The sequence below is a fragment of the Mycobacterium marinum genome (assembly GCF_003391395.1).
GTDB classification, from domain to species: domain Bacteria; phylum Actinomycetota; class Actinomycetes; order Mycobacteriales; family Mycobacteriaceae; genus Mycobacterium; species Mycobacterium marinum.
Genome location: NZ_CP024190.1, coordinates 3,681,785 through 3,697,042 on the forward strand (window position 1 = coordinate 3,681,785; position 15,258 = coordinate 3,697,042).

At 67.3% G+C, this 15,258-nt stretch carries 12 protein-coding genes; 2 read left to right on the top strand and 10 right to left on the bottom strand.

The annotated features are described in order from the left end of the window. The 9 genes from mraY to CCUG20998_RS15420 all read right to left on the bottom strand — a co-directional run bounded on the left by mraY (position 1) and on the right by CCUG20998_RS15420 (position 12,448). The gene (mraY, locus tag CCUG20998_RS15380; RefSeq protein ID WP_012394862.1) at positions 1–1,080 is read right to left on the bottom strand and encodes a phospho-N-acetylmuramoyl-pentapeptide-transferase; all 1,080 of its coding nucleotides are present in this window, start codon (positions 1,078–1,080) and stop codon (positions 1–3) included. Then, a complete protein-coding gene (locus CCUG20998_RS15385) occupies positions 1,077–2,654 on the bottom strand; it encodes a UDP-N-acetylmuramoyl-tripeptide--D-alanyl-D-alanine ligase (RefSeq protein ID WP_103654144.1) in 1,578 nt (525 codons plus the stop codon). The genes mraY and CCUG20998_RS15385 overlap by 4 nt, the downstream gene beginning before the upstream one ends. Next, complete coding sequence (locus tag CCUG20998_RS15390; protein ID WP_103654145.1) at positions 2,651–4,270, bottom strand: UDP-N-acetylmuramoyl-L-alanyl-D-glutamate--2,6-diaminopimelate ligase; 1,620 nt, start codon at positions 4,268–4,270, stop codon at positions 2,651–2,653. The genes CCUG20998_RS15385 and CCUG20998_RS15390 overlap by 4 nt, the downstream gene beginning before the upstream one ends. A 359-nt stretch (positions 4,271–4,629) precedes the next feature. After that, complete coding sequence (locus CCUG20998_RS15395; RefSeq protein WP_020729388.1) at positions 4,630–6,423, bottom strand: PE family protein; 1,794 nt, start codon at positions 6,421–6,423, stop codon at positions 4,630–4,632. A 250-nt stretch (positions 6,424–6,673) separates the two neighbouring features. After that, positions 6,674–8,749 (bottom strand): peptidoglycan D,D-transpeptidase FtsI family protein, encoded by a 2,076-nt coding sequence (locus CCUG20998_RS15400; RefSeq protein ID WP_020729389.1) that lies wholly within the window; start codon positions 8,747–8,749, stop codon positions 6,674–6,676. Further along, the gene (gene ftsL / locus CCUG20998_RS15405; RefSeq protein WP_020729390.1) at positions 8,746–10,017 is read right to left on the bottom strand and encodes a cell division protein FtsL; all 1,272 of its coding nucleotides are present in this window, start codon (positions 10,015–10,017) and stop codon (positions 8,746–8,748) included. Before ftsL ends, CCUG20998_RS15400 begins: the two co-directional genes overlap by 4 nt. Next, positions 10,014–11,201, bottom strand: a complete 1,188-nt coding sequence (gene rsmH, locus CCUG20998_RS15410; RefSeq protein WP_103654026.1) for a 16S rRNA (cytosine(1402)-N(4))-methyltransferase RsmH — start codon at positions 11,199–11,201, stop codon at positions 10,014–10,016. Before rsmH ends, ftsL begins: the two co-directional genes overlap by 4 nt. 1 nt (position 11,202) lies before the next feature. Further along, on the bottom strand, positions 11,203–11,634 hold the full coding sequence (gene mraZ / locus CCUG20998_RS15415) for a division/cell wall cluster transcriptional repressor MraZ (RefSeq protein ID WP_020729392.1): 432 nt from the start codon (positions 11,632–11,634) through the stop codon (positions 11,203–11,205). Positions 11,635–12,043: 409 nt separating this feature from the next. Continuing rightward, positions 12,044–12,448 (bottom strand): DUF3040 domain-containing protein, encoded by a 405-nt coding sequence (locus tag CCUG20998_RS15420; protein ID WP_011741273.1) that lies wholly within the window; start codon positions 12,446–12,448, stop codon positions 12,044–12,046. 302 nt (positions 12,449–12,750) lie between these two features. On the opposite strand from CCUG20998_RS15420, the gene CCUG20998_RS15430 reads away from it, so the two are divergent. Both CCUG20998_RS15430 and lppM read left to right on the top strand, forming a co-directional pair. Further along, positions 12,751–13,389, top strand: a complete 639-nt coding sequence (locus CCUG20998_RS15430) for a GNAT family N-acetyltransferase (protein WP_011741274.1) — start codon at positions 12,751–12,753, stop codon at positions 13,387–13,389. 149 nt (positions 13,390–13,538) lie between these two features. Beyond that, a complete protein-coding gene (gene lppM, locus CCUG20998_RS15435; protein WP_015356146.1) occupies positions 13,539–14,186 on the top strand; it encodes a lipoprotein LppM in 648 nt (215 codons plus the stop codon). A gap of 45 nt (positions 14,187–14,231) precedes the next feature. On the opposite strand, the gene CCUG20998_RS15440 is transcribed toward lppM, so the two are convergent. Further along, positions 14,232–15,128, bottom strand: a complete 897-nt coding sequence (locus CCUG20998_RS15440; protein ID WP_012394871.1) for a mycobacterial-type methylenetetrahydrofolate reductase — start codon at positions 15,126–15,128, stop codon at positions 14,232–14,234. Positions 15,129–15,258 lie beyond the last annotated feature (130 nt).

The window sequence follows — 15,258 nt, forward strand, 5'->3', positions numbered from 1 at the left end:
TCAGGCACCGATCGCGGCCAGCCATTCACCGTAGAACAGGGCCACGCCCAGACCACAGGTGATGGCGGTGAGCAGCCAGAAACGAATGATCACCGTGGTTTCGGCCCACCCGACCAGCTCGAAGTGATGGTGGAACGGCGCCATTCGGAATACTCGGCGCCCGGTGGTGCGGAAGGTCAGGATCTGCAGCACCACCGAGGTGATTTCCGCGACGAACAGCGCCCCCAACACCACCGCCAGGATCTCGGTGCGGCTGGTTACCGAGAGTCCGGCGATGATGCCGCCCAGCGCGAGGGATCCGGTATCGCCCATGAAGATCTTGGCGGGAGCGGCATTCCACCACAGAAAGCCGATGCAGGCACCGGCGGTCGCGGCGGCAATGAGCGCCAGGTCCAGCGGATCACGCACGTTGTAGCAGCCCAGCCCGGGTGCCGTGACACAGGCGTTGTGGTCTTGCCAGAAGGTGATCAACACGTAGGCGCCGGTGACCATCGCCATGCACCCGGCCGCCAGCCCATCGAGCCCGTCGGTGAAGTTGACCGCGTTCGACCAGGCGCTGACAACGAGCACGCAGAACAGCACGAACAACGCCGGCGTCAAGGTGACGGTGGCGATCTCGCGCACATAGGACAGTTCGGCGCTGGCCGGCGCCAACCCGGCCGGATTGCGGAACTGCAACACCAGCACCGCGAACAGCACGGCGGAGGTGATCTGCCCCACCGTCTTGGCCGTCTTGTTCAGCCCCAAGTTGCGTGACCTGCGGAGTTTGATCAAGTCGTCGAGGAATCCGACGCCGCCCAGCGATGTCGCCAGGCCCAGCACCAGCAGACCCGATGCGGTGATTCCTTCGCCGTCAAAAGCCAGGCCGGCGAGGTGGGTACCGAAGTAGCCCGCCCAGATGCCGGCCAGAATCGCGACTCCACCCATCGATGGTGTTCCGCGTTTGCTGTGGTGGCTCGGTGGGCCGTCCTCACGGATCTGGTGACCAAATCCCTGCTTGGTGAACAGCCGGATCAAGGCCGGTGTCAGCAGGATGGAAACCGCCACCGCGATGGCGACGGCGATCATGATCTGTCTCATGAGTGCGCACTCCCGCGGTCTTGACCGCCTGCGTCTGCGCAAGCCAGCGCGTCGGCCAGCTCACCCAGGCCGGCCGAGTTCGAGGCCTTGATCAGGACGACATCTCCGGGTTGGATCTCCGCGCGCAACAATGCCAGGGCAGCGTCGCGGTCTGGGACGCTGACCGCCTCCGTGCCCCACGAACCCTCCATGACCGCTCCGTGGTACATGGCGCTCATCGACCTCCCAGTTCCCACGACAACGAGTCGAGACACATCTAAGCGCACGGCGAGCCTGCCGATGTGATCGTGCTCGGTTATCGCGTCCGCGCCGAGCTCAGCCATCTCGCCCAGCACTGCCCAACTGCGCCGACTTTGAGGCCGGACACCGGGCTGACTCGCGGTGGTCGACTCCGCCTCACCGCGGGCGATCCACGCCAGCGCCTGCAGCCCGGCGCGCATGGAATCCGGGTTGGCGTTGTAGGCGTCATCGATCACCGTCACCCCGTCCGGCCGGGTGCTCACCTGCATCCGGTGCCGCGACACGGGCCCCGCCTCGGCGAGTGCGGCCGCCACCTGCGACACGCTCGCGCCGCATTCGAGGGCCACCGCGCCGGCGCACAACGCGTTGGAGACCTGGTGGTCTCCGTACACCCCGAGTCGTACCTGGGCCGCGGCGTCACCGGCGTGCATGGTGAACTGCGGCCGGGCCAGCCGATCCAGCGAGACCGGTCCCGCCCAGACATCACCGGGACCGGGCCAGCCGGCTCCGGTGGCGGTGGCTCTACCCACCCGAACCACCCGGGCGGCAGTCACCTCGGCCATGGCCGCCACAGCCGGGTCATCCGCGTTGAGGATGACCACCCCGGATGCCGGGACGGCTTGCGGCAGCTCAGATTTGGTTTGGGCAATGATCTCGCGAGAACCGAACTCCCCCAGGTGTGCGGTGCCGACGTTGAGCACCACCCCAATAGCCGGTGGTGCCACCTGTGCCAGCGCGGCGATATTGCCGGGATGGCGTGCCGACATCTCCAGAATCAGGTAGTCGGTGCTGCGGGTGGCACGCAGCACGGTCCAGGGATGCCCGAGTTCGTTGTTGAAGGACCCGGGTGGTGCGACGACCTCACCCAAAGGTTTGAGCACCGCGGCCACCAGATCCTTGGTCGATGTCTTGCCCGACGACCCGGTGATCCCGATGATGGTCAGTCCGCCGGCCACCAGCTCCGCGGCCACCGCCTTGGCCAACTTGGCCAGGGCGGCCAGCACGGCCGCACCCGACCCGTCGGCGTCGTGCTCGAGCACCCCGGTCAACGCGTCGGCGGTCACGTCCGGCTCGGGTGAAACCACGATCGCCGGGACCCCGACGGGGCGGGCTGCGAGCACGGCGACGGCACCGGCCGCGACCGCCGACGCCGCGTGATCGTGTCCGTCGGCACGCGCGCCGGGCAGGGCCAGAAACAATCCGCCCGGGCCGACCGCCCGCGAATCGAACTCAACGGTCCCGGTGACCCGGCGTTGCTCAGCCTCTTGCGGCGAGATGTCGACCAGCGTCCCCCCGACAATCTCGGCGATCTCGGCGACGGTGTAGTCGATCATGTGCAGGACTCCAGCGCCTCTAAGGCTCGGGCCAGTTCCACCCGGTCGTCGAACGGACGCACTTCTGCGCCGCCACGCTGCCCGGTTTCATGCCCTTTACCCGCAATCAGCACCACGTCACCGGTGCGCGCCCAGTCGACCGCGTAGCCAATCGCCTCACCTCGGTCGGCAATCTCAACCACCTGCGCCGCCCCGCCGCTTTCGGCTGCCCCGGCCACAATCGTGCGTCGAATTGCCCCGGGATCCTCACCACGAGGATTGTCATCGGTCACAACGACCAAATCGGCGAGCTCCGCGGCGATGCGCCCCATCGGTCCACGCTTGCCAGGGTCACGATCACCGCCTGCCCCGAAGACCACCGCCAGCCGGCGCTGCGGATTCCGCAGGGTGCTCAGCACCTCCCGCAGCGCGCCGGGTTTGTGCGCGTAGTCCACCAGCGCCAGGAAGTCCTGACCGCGGTCCACCTGTTCCAGGCGCCCAGGCACCCGGGTTTCCCGCAACCCTGGCGCAGCCTGCTCCGGCGAGACCCCGACAGCATCCAGAATCGCCAGCGCCAGTAGGCAATTGGCCACGTTGTAGTGTCCGGGCAACCCAATGCGCACCCGATGCCCCACGCCGGCAGGATCGAGCGCGGTGAATTCTTGCCCTCCGGCCCCCACCGGGGCCACATCGGTTGCGCGCCAGTGGGCCGGCTGACCTGTGGCGCTGACGGTGATGGCGGCACCGGCTCTATCGGCCATCGCACGACCGGCCTCGTCATCAATGCAGACGACCACGCTGTGGCCACGCAGCGCCGAGGCAGGATCGAACAGCAATGCCTTGGCTTCGAAGTAGTCAGCCATCGTGGGGTGAAAATCGAGATGATCGCGCGACAGATTGGTGAAGCCGCCGACCGTGAACCGGATGCCATCCACCCGGCCCAGGGTCAGCGCGTGACTGGACACCTCCATCACCACCGTGTCCACCCCGCGTTCGACCATCGCCGCCAGCATTGCCTGCAGGGCGGGCGCTTCGGGGGTGGTCAGGGTGCTGGGTATGTCGGCGCCATCGATGCGGATGCCGATGGTGCCGATCAGGCCGGCGACCCGCCCGGCGGCCCGCAAACCAGCCTCCACCAGATAGGTCGTGGTGGTCTTACCCGACGTTCCGGTGATACCGACAACGGTCAGCCGGTCGGACGGGTGTCCGTACACCAGCGCGGCGGCCTCACCCAGTACGCCGCGGGGCGCGGGATGGACGAGTACCGGCACGGTGCCGGGCACACAACCCAGCGCGGATATCGCCGTCACCCCGGCAGGGTCGGTGAGCACCGCGACGGCACCGCGCTCGATCGCGTCGGCGGCATGGCGTGCCCCGTGGGTGGCAGATCCTGCCAGCGCCGCGAACAGATCGCCTGGCTGCACCGCCTGAGCGCGCAGCGTCATGCCCGTGATCAGCGTGTCCGGGACGGCCGCGGCTCGATGTGGGCCATCGGCGAGCACCGCTCCGACTTGAACTGCCAGCTCAGCCAGCGGCACACCTGGGCCGGCGCTGGGGCGCAACACCGACTCCACCTCGCTCACCACCTCCGTCCGACGGCCGACACCGGGAGAAACCGGTCGGCCATGACCGGCCATGACACCCTACCCAGTCGCGCCCGGTAACGACGCGGTGCCGTACCCACACGGCGCCGCGCCGGCTGCCCAACTCTGGGTTGACCCGCAGTGACAGCCCAGCTCACAGCGGACATCTGAACCCGCCGTTCCCGACCGCCGGAGCCCGAGCCTAGGTCCAGCACCGCGACGAACAGCTCGTGATCGGCCGCAACCCGGCGGGGCGGGGCCGACAATCGCGCTCACGCCGGTTCCTGGGCGCTACCTACTGAGGCGCACGACACCCCGATAAACAGCGGCTAGGCCACATGAAAGCCGACCAGCAGCAGACGGCGGCGGCGCAATCAGCACCGGCAAGCCGCCGACAGGCACATCAGCGCACGTCAGCCCTGGGCACCGGGCGAGCCGAATAGTCGACCGCCTCGCCCGCCGAAACCGCCGGTCGCTGGCGGCAGGCCTAACCCGCCGGCGCCGCCGGACCCGCCGCTACCGATCCAATCGGCGTTGCCACCGTCGCCGCCCAGCCCGCCAGCCGCGCTGCCGTCCCCACCGTCGCCGCCGGCCCCGCCATCACCCATCATCCCGGCTGCTCCGCCGCCACCACCGTTGCCGCCGGCACCGCTAGCGCCGGTTCCGCCAGCCCCTCCGGACCCGCCATTGCCATACAACGACCCGCCATTCCCGCCGGCACCGGCATGTGCACCGAGTCCGCCGGACCCGCCGGCGCCGCCGGACCCGCCGTTACCGATCCAATCGGCGCTGGCACCGTTGCCGCCCAGGCCGCCAGCGCCAGTACCGCCCCCTCCGTTGCCGCCCGCCCCGCCGGCCCCGCCATCGCCGATTAACCCGGCTGCCCCGCCGCCGCCACCAACCCCGCCCGTACCGCCGATGGTGTTACCTATACCTCCGACGCCACCGGTCCCACCACTGCCACCACTCCCGAACAGTTTCGCCGCGCCTCCGGTTCCGCCGGCCCCACCCACACCACCGATGCTGTTGGTGCTGGCGTGATTTGCGCCTCCGGTACCGCCGACCCCACCGGCCCCACCGCTACCGATCAGCCCACTGGTACCGCCGGCCCCTCCGTTCCCACCGACACCGGGAATGCCGGAGCCTTGCAAGAGCCCTCCCCCGGTACCGCCGGCCCCACCGGCCCCACCGTCGCCGTAGAACAACCCGCCATTTCCGCCAGCCCCGCCATTTCCGCCGACCCCGCCGTCCCCAACTGGTGCGGTAGCGGTACCACCGAAGCCACCGTGGCCGCCGGCCCCGCCATTGCCCCACAACCCGGCGTTTCCCCCGTACCCTCCGGCAGCGCCATTCGGAGTGCCTTTAGCGCCGAAAATCTGATTATTCAGCCCGGCGTCACCACCGCCGCCGCCATTGCCGAAAAGCAGCCCACCATGTCCGCCGTTACCACCGGCCCCCTCCACAGACCCCACCGTGAAGAAACCGGGACGCCAGGTATCGCCGCCATCGCCGCCGGCTCCGCCGTCACCCCACAGCCCAGCGTTGCCACCCGCACCACCAACCCCGCCCGCCGTGTAGTAAGTCCCAGCGGCGGCCCCGCCTTGCCCGCCGGCCCCACCGTTGCCGTAGAGCCATCCACCGTTGCCCCCGGCACCCCCAGCCCCTCCGGCCCAGCCACTGCCTCCCGCCCCGCCATTGCCGATCAGCCCCGCCGCGCCCCCGCTACCACCTGCCGCAGCGGTGGCGCCGCTGGTGTAGCTGTAGCCGTCGCCACCATTGCCGTACAACAACCCCCCAGCCCCACCATTAGGGCTGGCCGCGGTTCCCGCCGTCCCATCACCGATCAATGGGCGCCCCAACAACGCTTGCGTGGGCGCATTGACCGCCCCCAACACACCCTGCTCAACACCCTGCAACGGCGATACGTTGACCACCTCCGCGGCCGCATACGCGCCCCCCGCATTGGTCAACGCCTGCAAAAACTGGGCATGAAACGCATTCGCCTGAGCGCTGAGCGTCTGATAAGCCTGGCCATGACCGGAAAACAACGCCGCCATCGCCACCGACACCTCATCAGCACCCGCTGCCAACACCCCGGCCGTCGGGGCCGCCACCGACATATTGGCCGCCTGCAGGCTCGACCCGATCACCCCAACATCCGACGCAGCCGCGGCCAGTGCCTCCTGAGTTACCGACACGAAAGACATCGCTAAATCCCCTCACGCAAGTCCGATGCCGGTTAGCGGGCGACCCGGATGGACAGGTCGACCGAGTTCTGACATCACGCAATTCCCGATTGCCAGAACGTTACATTCAATGCCAAATGTAAACCGCAGTTTCAGATATTTGACTGATTCCAGTGAGGCATGGCGGCCAGCATTCTCCCTAGCGGTCGCGACACGAGCCGGCGCACCTAGGCGTTGCGCTGGTTCAGTGGTGGGTCTCGGCAGCAGGTTCCTAGGTGGCCTGCAGCAGCAGGGGCGGCCCCGGGTCCGCGGACAGCGGCACATTCTCGCGCTGCATCAGCCACGCAGCGATGTTGTGGAACAGCGGCGCCGACGAGTGACCGGCGGTTCCATCGGAGTTGCGTTCCGGGTTGTCCAGCATCAGGCCGATGACGTAGCGAGGATTGTCGACGGTGGCCAGTCCCGCGAAGGTGATCCAGTACACGTTGTCGAAATAGCAGCCACATGCCGGGTTGATCTGCTGCGCGGTTCCGGTCTTGCCCGCCATCTGGTAGCCCGGCACCGCGGCGGCGGTTCCGGTGCCCTGCTGATAGCCCATCGGGTCGCGCTGGACGACCGCGCGCAGCATCTCGCGCACGGTTTGAGCGGTCTGCGCCGACACCACCCTGATGCCCTCGGGCCGTGGCTCTTCGGTACGCGTTCCGTCGGCGGCGATGGTCGCCTTGATGATCCGCGGCGGTATCCGCACCCCGTCGTTGGCAATCGCCTGGTACATGCCGGCCATTTGCAGCAGTGTCATCGAAAGCCCTTGGCCGATCGGCAGGTTCGCGAACGTGCTGCCCGACCACTGGTCGAGCGGCGGCACCAGGCCGGCGCTTTCGCCGGGCAATCCGACACCGGTGCGCTGGCCCAGACCGAACTTGCCGACCATGTCGTAAAAACGTTCCGGGCCGACCCGCTGCGCGAGCATCAAGGTGCCCACGTTCGAAGACTTCCCGAACACCCCGGTCGTGGTGTAGGGCATGACACCGTGACCCCAGGCGTCGTGCACGGTAACGCCGCCCATTTGGATCGTGCCGGGCACCTGTAGCACTTCGTCGGGGGTGCTCAGCCCGTACTCGATGACCGAGGCCGCGGCGATGATCTTGTTTACCGAACCCGGCTCAAAAGGCGATGACACCACCAGATTGCCGAGTTGGCGGTCGCCCTGGCGGCCGATGTCTTGAGACGGGTCGAAGGTGTTGTCGTTGGCCATGGCAAGGACTTCGCCGGTCTGGGCGTCCAGGACCACCGCCGAGGCGTTGCGGGCTCCGGACAAGTTCTTCGCCTGCTGCACCTGTTGCTGCACGTAGAACTGGATGTCGTTGTCCAGGGTCAGCTGGACGGTGGACCCGTGCACCGCTTTGTGCCGGTTGCGATAGCTGCCGGGGATGACGACGCCGTCCGATCCCCGGTCGTAGGTCACCGACCCGTCGGTGCCGGCCAGCACCGCGTCAAGCGAGTCCTCCAGGCCGAGCAGACCATGGCCGTCCCAGTCGATGCCGCCGACGATATTGGCCGCCAACGATCCACCCGGGTATTGGCGCAGATCCTGGCGCTCCGAACCGACTTCGGGATACTTGTCGGTGATCGCGCTGGCGATAACCGGATCGACGGCGCGTGCCAAATACACGAACGACTCGTTGCTCTGCAGCTTCTTGAGCAGGGTGGGTGCATCGGGCTTGTTGTTCAGCTTGCCCGCAACGTCCTTCGCGATGTCCTTCAGCCGCTGCTGGGGGTCGGGCGCGGCCGGAGACTTCAGCTTGGCCTCCTCCAGCTGCTTGCGAATCCGCTTCGGCTGGAATGTCAGCGCACGTGCCTCGATGGTGAAGGCGAGCCGATCGTTGTGCCGGTCGACGATGGAGCCGCGCAACGCGGCTTCGACGTCGGTGACCTTCAGCTGACCAGCCGCCTGCGCGCGCAGGTCCTCGGCATTTGATACCTGCAGAACGAACAGCTGGGTCGCCGCCACCAGCATCAGCACCAAGATCACCGCGTTTCCGGCTCGGTGCCGAAACACGAATGAAGCGCCGCGGCTGGCGACTTCCACCGCCTGGCGGGTGCGCCGCTCCCGTGCCGACCTGCCGGGCGGGGCGACCTCAGTGCGCGCCGCCGGACGGGTCTTCTTGGCCTGTTTGGCTTGGGGCAGTCGCTTCGGTTCACGAGCCTGCTTGGGCGAGCGGTCGGCCCGCGTCTTACCGGACGACCTGGGCTGGCGCGGTTCGTGGGCGCTGTGCGCCTTGCCCGAGACCCGCCGTGACCGCGAGGACTGCGACGGACGAGCCTGCCGCGATTCGCCGCGGCTCACCGTGACACCCCTGGCGCCGCAGCAGCGGCTGGACCGGGCTGTACACCGCTAGCCGGAGCCGGAAGCGCTGGCACCGGCGCCGGTACCCCCGCCTGAGGAGCCACCGGAAGCCCGGCCGTCCCCGGCACCGGCGCAGCCAGTGAGGCCTGCGGGGCCACGGGGACGACCGCGACGGGCGGCGCCGTGACCGCTGGCACCGGTACCGGCACCTCAGCGGGCACCTGAGCGGGCACTGGTGCGGGCAGCACGACCGGAGCCGGGGGAACTTGGACCGCCCCGGCCGGTGGTCCTGGCAACTGGCCCGGCCCGGTGACCGGACCCGCAACGCCAGGCAACTGGCCGGGAAGCGGCACCGGCCCCGGCGCCCCGGGTACCTGACCCGGTATCTCGATCGGGGGCTGGCCCGGTAGGTGGTTGGTGCCGGCGCCAAGGGTCGACGAACCGTCTGGAGTGCGCGGCAACAGTTGCGGTCCCGTTCTGGGGAGCAACGCCGGATCGTCGGGACCCGGCATTACCCGCACCGGAACCTCGGGCGGCAACGCGGCCGGCTTCGGGGGCGCCGGAGGACCTTCTTCGGGCAGCTTGCTGTTCAGCGGTGGCGGGGGTACACCATCAGCCGGCTTCGGGGTACCCACTACCACCCAGTTTCCGTCCGGAGCCTGAACCAGATGGGCGGTATCCCGGGTGGGGATCATGCCCTGTTTGCGGGCCGCTTCGGCCAACGCGGGCGCGGATTCCGCTTCGCGTACATCGCGTTCCAGCGATTCCTTCTGCTGCTGCAGCATCCGGGTCCGCTCCCGAGCATGGCTGAGCTGATACGAACGCTCGGCCGCGTCGGTGGACAGCCACAAGGTGAGCCCCAGCCCCACCCCGAGCGAGCCGATCACCAACACCACAAACGGAACCCTGCTGAGCAGTGCGTGGGGACGCAGGTCCATCGAGGCCAGCCGGACCGCCATCCGCTCCGTCAGCTTGGGCCGGACGACCTTGGGTGCCTTGGCTTTCCGAGCCTTGGCCCGCGCTTTGGCTTGCCCGGTGTTCTTCGGCCGCGCCGGGCGCTCCGCGGGCCGCGGCATGGGTGTGGTCTGCGGTCCCGACATCGGGATCCGGGCCTCCCGGTTGGGCGCTTTCTTCTTTCCGGCCCGACCACGGCGCGACGCGTCAGCCGGTGTGCGCCTGGTGGTACGGGCGACCGAACCGTCGCGTCCGCCGCCACGATCACCGCTCTGGCGTTTTCCAGGCACCCGAGCCTCGCGCTTCGCCTTCATGACTCGCCCTTCCCGGTTCCTTGTCGCGGTAGTGCCTCGAGCTCAAGCCGTTCCAACGCCCGCAATCGCACGGGCGCGCTGCGCGGGTTGCGTTCCACCTCGGCCGCATCCGCGCGTTCGGCGCCGTGGGTCAACGAGCGGAATCGCGGCCCATGGCCGGGAAGTTCAACCGGAAGGTCCATCGGTGTGCGCGAGGCGACCGCGTCGGCGAACACCCGCTTGACGATCCGGTCCTCCAGAGATTGATAGGCCATGACGACAATCCGCCCGCCAACGGCAAGCGCGTCCATTGCGGCGGGGACGGCACTACGCAAGGAGCCCAGCTCGTCGTTGACCGCAATTCGCAGCGCCTGGAAAGTGCGCTTGGCCGGATGTCCGCCGGTACGCCGCGCCGCAGCCGGAATCGCCTCGTAGAGAAGAGCAACGAGTTCCGCGGTGGTGGTGAACGGCTTGTCGGCGCGCCTGCGGATGATGCGGGCCGCGATGCGGCGCGCGAACCGCTCCTCGCCGTAGCGGTGCAGGATATCGGCCAGTGCCGCCTCGTCGTAGGTATTGATGATGTCGGCCGCCGACAGCGCTGACTGCGGATTCATTCGCATGTCCAGCGGGGCGTCCTTGGCATAGGCGAAGCCTCGCTCGGCCTGGTCGAGCTGCATCGACGAGACGCCCAGGTCGAATAGCGCGCCGTCGATCGATTGCGCTGCGCCATAACCCAGTTCGGTCAACGCCGAGGCCAGACCGTCGTAGCGCGTGTGCACCAGCGTGACCCGGTCGGCAAAGCGCGCCAATCGAGTCCGGACGATCTCGAGGGCACTGGGATCACGGTCGAGCCCGATCAGTCGCAAACCCGGCAGCTCCGTCAAGAACCGCTCCGCGTGCCCACCCGCGCCGATTGTGGCGTCGACCAGAACCGCCTCCGACCCGTCCGCGTGGTGGCGAGTCAGCGCGGGCCTGAGCAGCTCGACGCAGCGTTGCGCCAGGACGGGAACATGGTGAAAGTCATTGAAGCCGGGTTCCGTCGGGCCGTCAGCCACCGCGACACCTCCCCTGGTTGGGGCCGGGCAATCCTCGCCTACCAGGCGCAATGCCCCTGCACCGAGGTCCCTGTCCGAAGGCACGAACCTGGCGTTGGGGAAGTACGCCAGGGTCGGTTCGGGCAGAGACCACGGTGCACGGACATGCACCTCAGAAAATGTCGCCGAGTGCTTCATCGCTGGCCGCGGAGAAGTTCTCTTCATGGAGTTGCTGGTAGTCGTGCCAGGCTTGCGCATCCCAGATTTCGAGATAGTCAACCGCTCCGATCACCACGCAGTCCTTGGTGAGGCCCGCATAGCGGCGGTGGTCGGCCGACAACGTGATGCGGCCCTGACTGTCGGGATGCTGTTCATCGGTGCCGGCGGCGAGATTACGCAGGAATGCTCGCGCTTCGGGATTACTGCGCGGCGCCTTGCTGGCCCGGCGAGCCAATTGCTCGAACTCCGACCGGGGATAGACAGCAAGGCTGTGATCTTGGCTCTTGGTGACCATCAACCCCCCTGCCAACGCGTCGCGAAACTTGGCCGGCAGCGTTAGCCGCCCTTTGTCATCGAGTTTGGGCGTGTAGGTGCCGAGAAACACTAGGCCACCTCCAGCCAGAGTCACTCGGCTCACCCGAACACTTCAGCCACCATACCCCACAATCCCCCACTTCGCCCCATTGCCAGGGTGTCGCACCCATGTTTTTCCACTGATCTGCCACTTCGGGATGAAGTCCTACCGCCACCACCCCCCATACAGAGGGTCTACGGAGCGGCAAAGCCGCATTTCAGAGGCATGCAGGCCAAAATTGGCGCCAAGTGGGGCCAAGTGGGGCATATGCGACACGCCGATCGGTCACAGGTGGGGATCGGTACGGACTACCCGCCGTAATTGCCCAGTTCGTGGGTGCGCACGCGGCAATGGGTAAACCCGCACCGGGCAGCCCAGCGCACCGCGGCACAAAAAAAGGGGGCGGCCGTGGGCCGCCCCGTCTTGTTCAGATCTTCGCCTACTCGTCGAAACGGCGGCGGAACCGATCCTCCATACGACTGGTGAACGAGCCGCCCGACCCCTTGCCGCGGCGCTGACGCGATGTGCCAGACGCCGGCCGGGAGTGATCCACCCGACCCGACAACCGCGGGCCAGAAATGGCGAACACCACGCCGCCAAACATGACGACGAAGCCGAACACACTCAAAATCGGGAAGCTTCCGATCATCGTGGCCTTGAACGCCACACCGGAGACCAGCATCGCCAGACCGATGACGAACAACGCCGCGCCCTGTAACCGCCGGCGCGCTGTCGGTGCACGGAAACCCCCGCCACGGACGCTCGAGGCGAATTTGGGGTCTTCGGCGTAGAGAGCGCTCTCGATCTGCTCGAGCATCCGCTGCTCATGATCGGAGAGTGGCATTCGTCCCTCCTTGCCGACAGCCGTCACGTAACTACCGATAGCAACGCGGATGCCCGTTGTGCGGGCAACTAACTCAGATGATACGAGCTGAATCCGTGCGGTACCACTGGTTCGCCGGCGATTCTATCCTGGCGTCATCAATGCGCACGAATGGGTGGGAGTACCGCTGCGATGCAACCCATCACAATTGCCCCGTCGACTCCGGGTCGATCACCATCCAACCGCTCGCTGAGCTACTGGCGCGTGGTCAGATACTGGTGCTGAAGCATCGCACCAAATAACCACGAGGAGGGCAGCCCGCGTTGACGATCTTCGTCATTGATCTGCCGCCGGACGAGATGGAGCGCCGCCTCAGGGAGGCCTTGACGGTCTACGTCGACGCGATGCGCTACCCCAGAGGCACCGAAAACCAGCGCGCTGCCATGTGGCTGGAACACGTCCGACGCAGCGGCTGGAAGGCGGTGGCCGCGGTTGACGTACCGCAAACACAGCCATCAACGCAGCTCCCCGACATCATTGGCGCCGATCCCAACCACGAGTTGCCGGCCGCAGATCTGGCCAACGCTCCGATGGTCGGGGTGGCCTACGGCTATCCCGGAGCACCCGGTCAATGGTGGCAACAGCAGGTCGTTTTGGGCCTGCAGCGCCGCGGTTTTCCGATGCACGCGATCGCTCGGGTGATGAGCAGCTACTTCGAGCTAACGGAGTTGCATATCCATCCGAACGCCCAAGGCCGGGGCATCGGAGAGGCGCTCACCCGTCGGCTTCTGGCCGGCCGCGGCGAGGAGAGCGTCTTGCTCTCCACTCCGGAAAGCAATGGCGAGGACAATCGAGCGTGGCGGCTGTATCGGCGGCTGGGATTCACCGACATCCTCCGCGGCTATTACTTCGCCGGCGATCCGCGCGCATTCGCGATCCTGGGCCGCGCGCTTCCCCTGTAGGCCCCGGCGGCACCCGAACCGGCGGACAGGTTGCCGTACCACCCCACCGGGTCTGGCACGATGACCAGGTGCGTGCCAGCTCTCCCCCACTTTCAGCCCCAGCAGCCCCAGCGTTGCGCGCCCGACGACGGCGGTTGCTGGCAATCGCAATGCTGTTGATGCTGGTGCCGCTTGCCACCGGGTGCCTGCGGGTCCGAGCGTCGATCACCATCTCGCCCGAGGACCTGGTGTCCGGGGAGATCATCGCGGCGGCAAAACCGAAGAACAACAAGGACACCGGGCCCCAGCTGGACAGCGACAACGTCGCGTTCAGCCAGAAGGTCGCGGTTTCCAACTACGACAGCGACGGCTACGTGGGATCGCAGGCGGTGTTCTCCGATCTCACCTTCGCCGAACTGCCTCAGCTGGCCAACATGAATCCCGACGCCGCCGGAGTGAACCTGTCGCTGCGCCGCAACGGCAACATGGTGATTCTCGAGGGCCGCGTCGATCTGACGTCGGTGACCGATGCCGATGCCGAGGTCGAGCTGACCGTTGCGTTCCCTGGCACCGTGACGTCCACCAACGGCGATCGCATCGAGCCCGAAGTGGTGCAGTGGAAACTCAAGCCGGGTGTGGTCAGCACCATGAACGCTCAGGCGCGCTACACCGATCCCAACACCCGGTCCTTCACCGCGGCAGGCATCTGGCTCGCCATCGCGTCGTTCGCCGCCGCCGGGGTGGTGGCGGCGCTGGCTTGGGTCAGCCGGGACCGCTCCCCGCGCTTCACAGCCCCCGGCGATCAGCCGCCAAGCTAAGCGCGCTCGACTCGACGCCGCCGGGGCCCGGTGCCGCAGAACGGGCTAGCCGTGTGTGTCGGGCGCCCAGTAGGCGAGCATTTCCGCGAAGGTCTGGAAAGCGGCCGGAGACACCCCGTAGGTCGCCTCGAAATGGATGCTGAGCGGGAAGCCCAGACCGACGACGCCGTCCATTATCCGCTTGTACAGGTCGACCATGAGCTGGCGCTTCTGAGCAGGTTCGCTCGCGGCCAGGCGCTTGACGAACTCCTGTTCCGCGGCCACCGCAGGGTTGCCGGGATCCTGGATCAGCCAGTTGATCAGGCCGACGCGGCTTTCGACTTTCGGGATGAAGCCAAACGAGAGCAGCAGCTCGGGCCGGTGGTCGGTGCTGTCGGCAAATTCGGTGAGGAACTTGACGATGGCGTCCGAATACAGCAGCTGGGTCATGCCGTAGGTGGCGCCCTGGTTGCACTTGAAATTGAGCCGGCCTTGTTCGCCGTCGCGGGTGGGAATCACGATCACACCGCGGTTGGGCAGCAAGTCACGATAAATCGACAACGCGTCGGTGGGTGCAACCCCGGAGCCTTCCCCGTCGTTCATGGTGCGCGGCACGCCGACAAAGACCACGCCCTCCATACCGGCGTCAGACAAATCCACCAGCCGGCGACGCAGGGCCGCTTCGTCGGTAAACGCGGTTACTTGCGTACACAAGCCGTTGATCCCCGGCATTTCGGGTTTGATGATCTGCCAGAAGTCGAGCACGTCGAGCTTCTGCTGCATCGGCACCGGCCGATCGTCGTCTTCGGCGATCATCCCGGGGATCATCACGTGCCGCAGACGGCCGTCCAGCCCGAAGTCCGCCGAGTACTGCACCACTTTGCGCGCATCTTCCAATGCCCGTTCCTTGCCGCCATCGACATTGGGCGGCACCAGCTCGAGCGCGATCGTGCGTAGGGTCACACAGCTCCCCTTTGTTTTGACGATTATTCTCTGCCCGTTGCCAGGCGGCGCCACACCGCGCACAGGGGATCCGGGTCGCGCGGAGCCGCAAAACCCAGGTCACTTCCAACAGCATAGGTGTGGGTTAGTC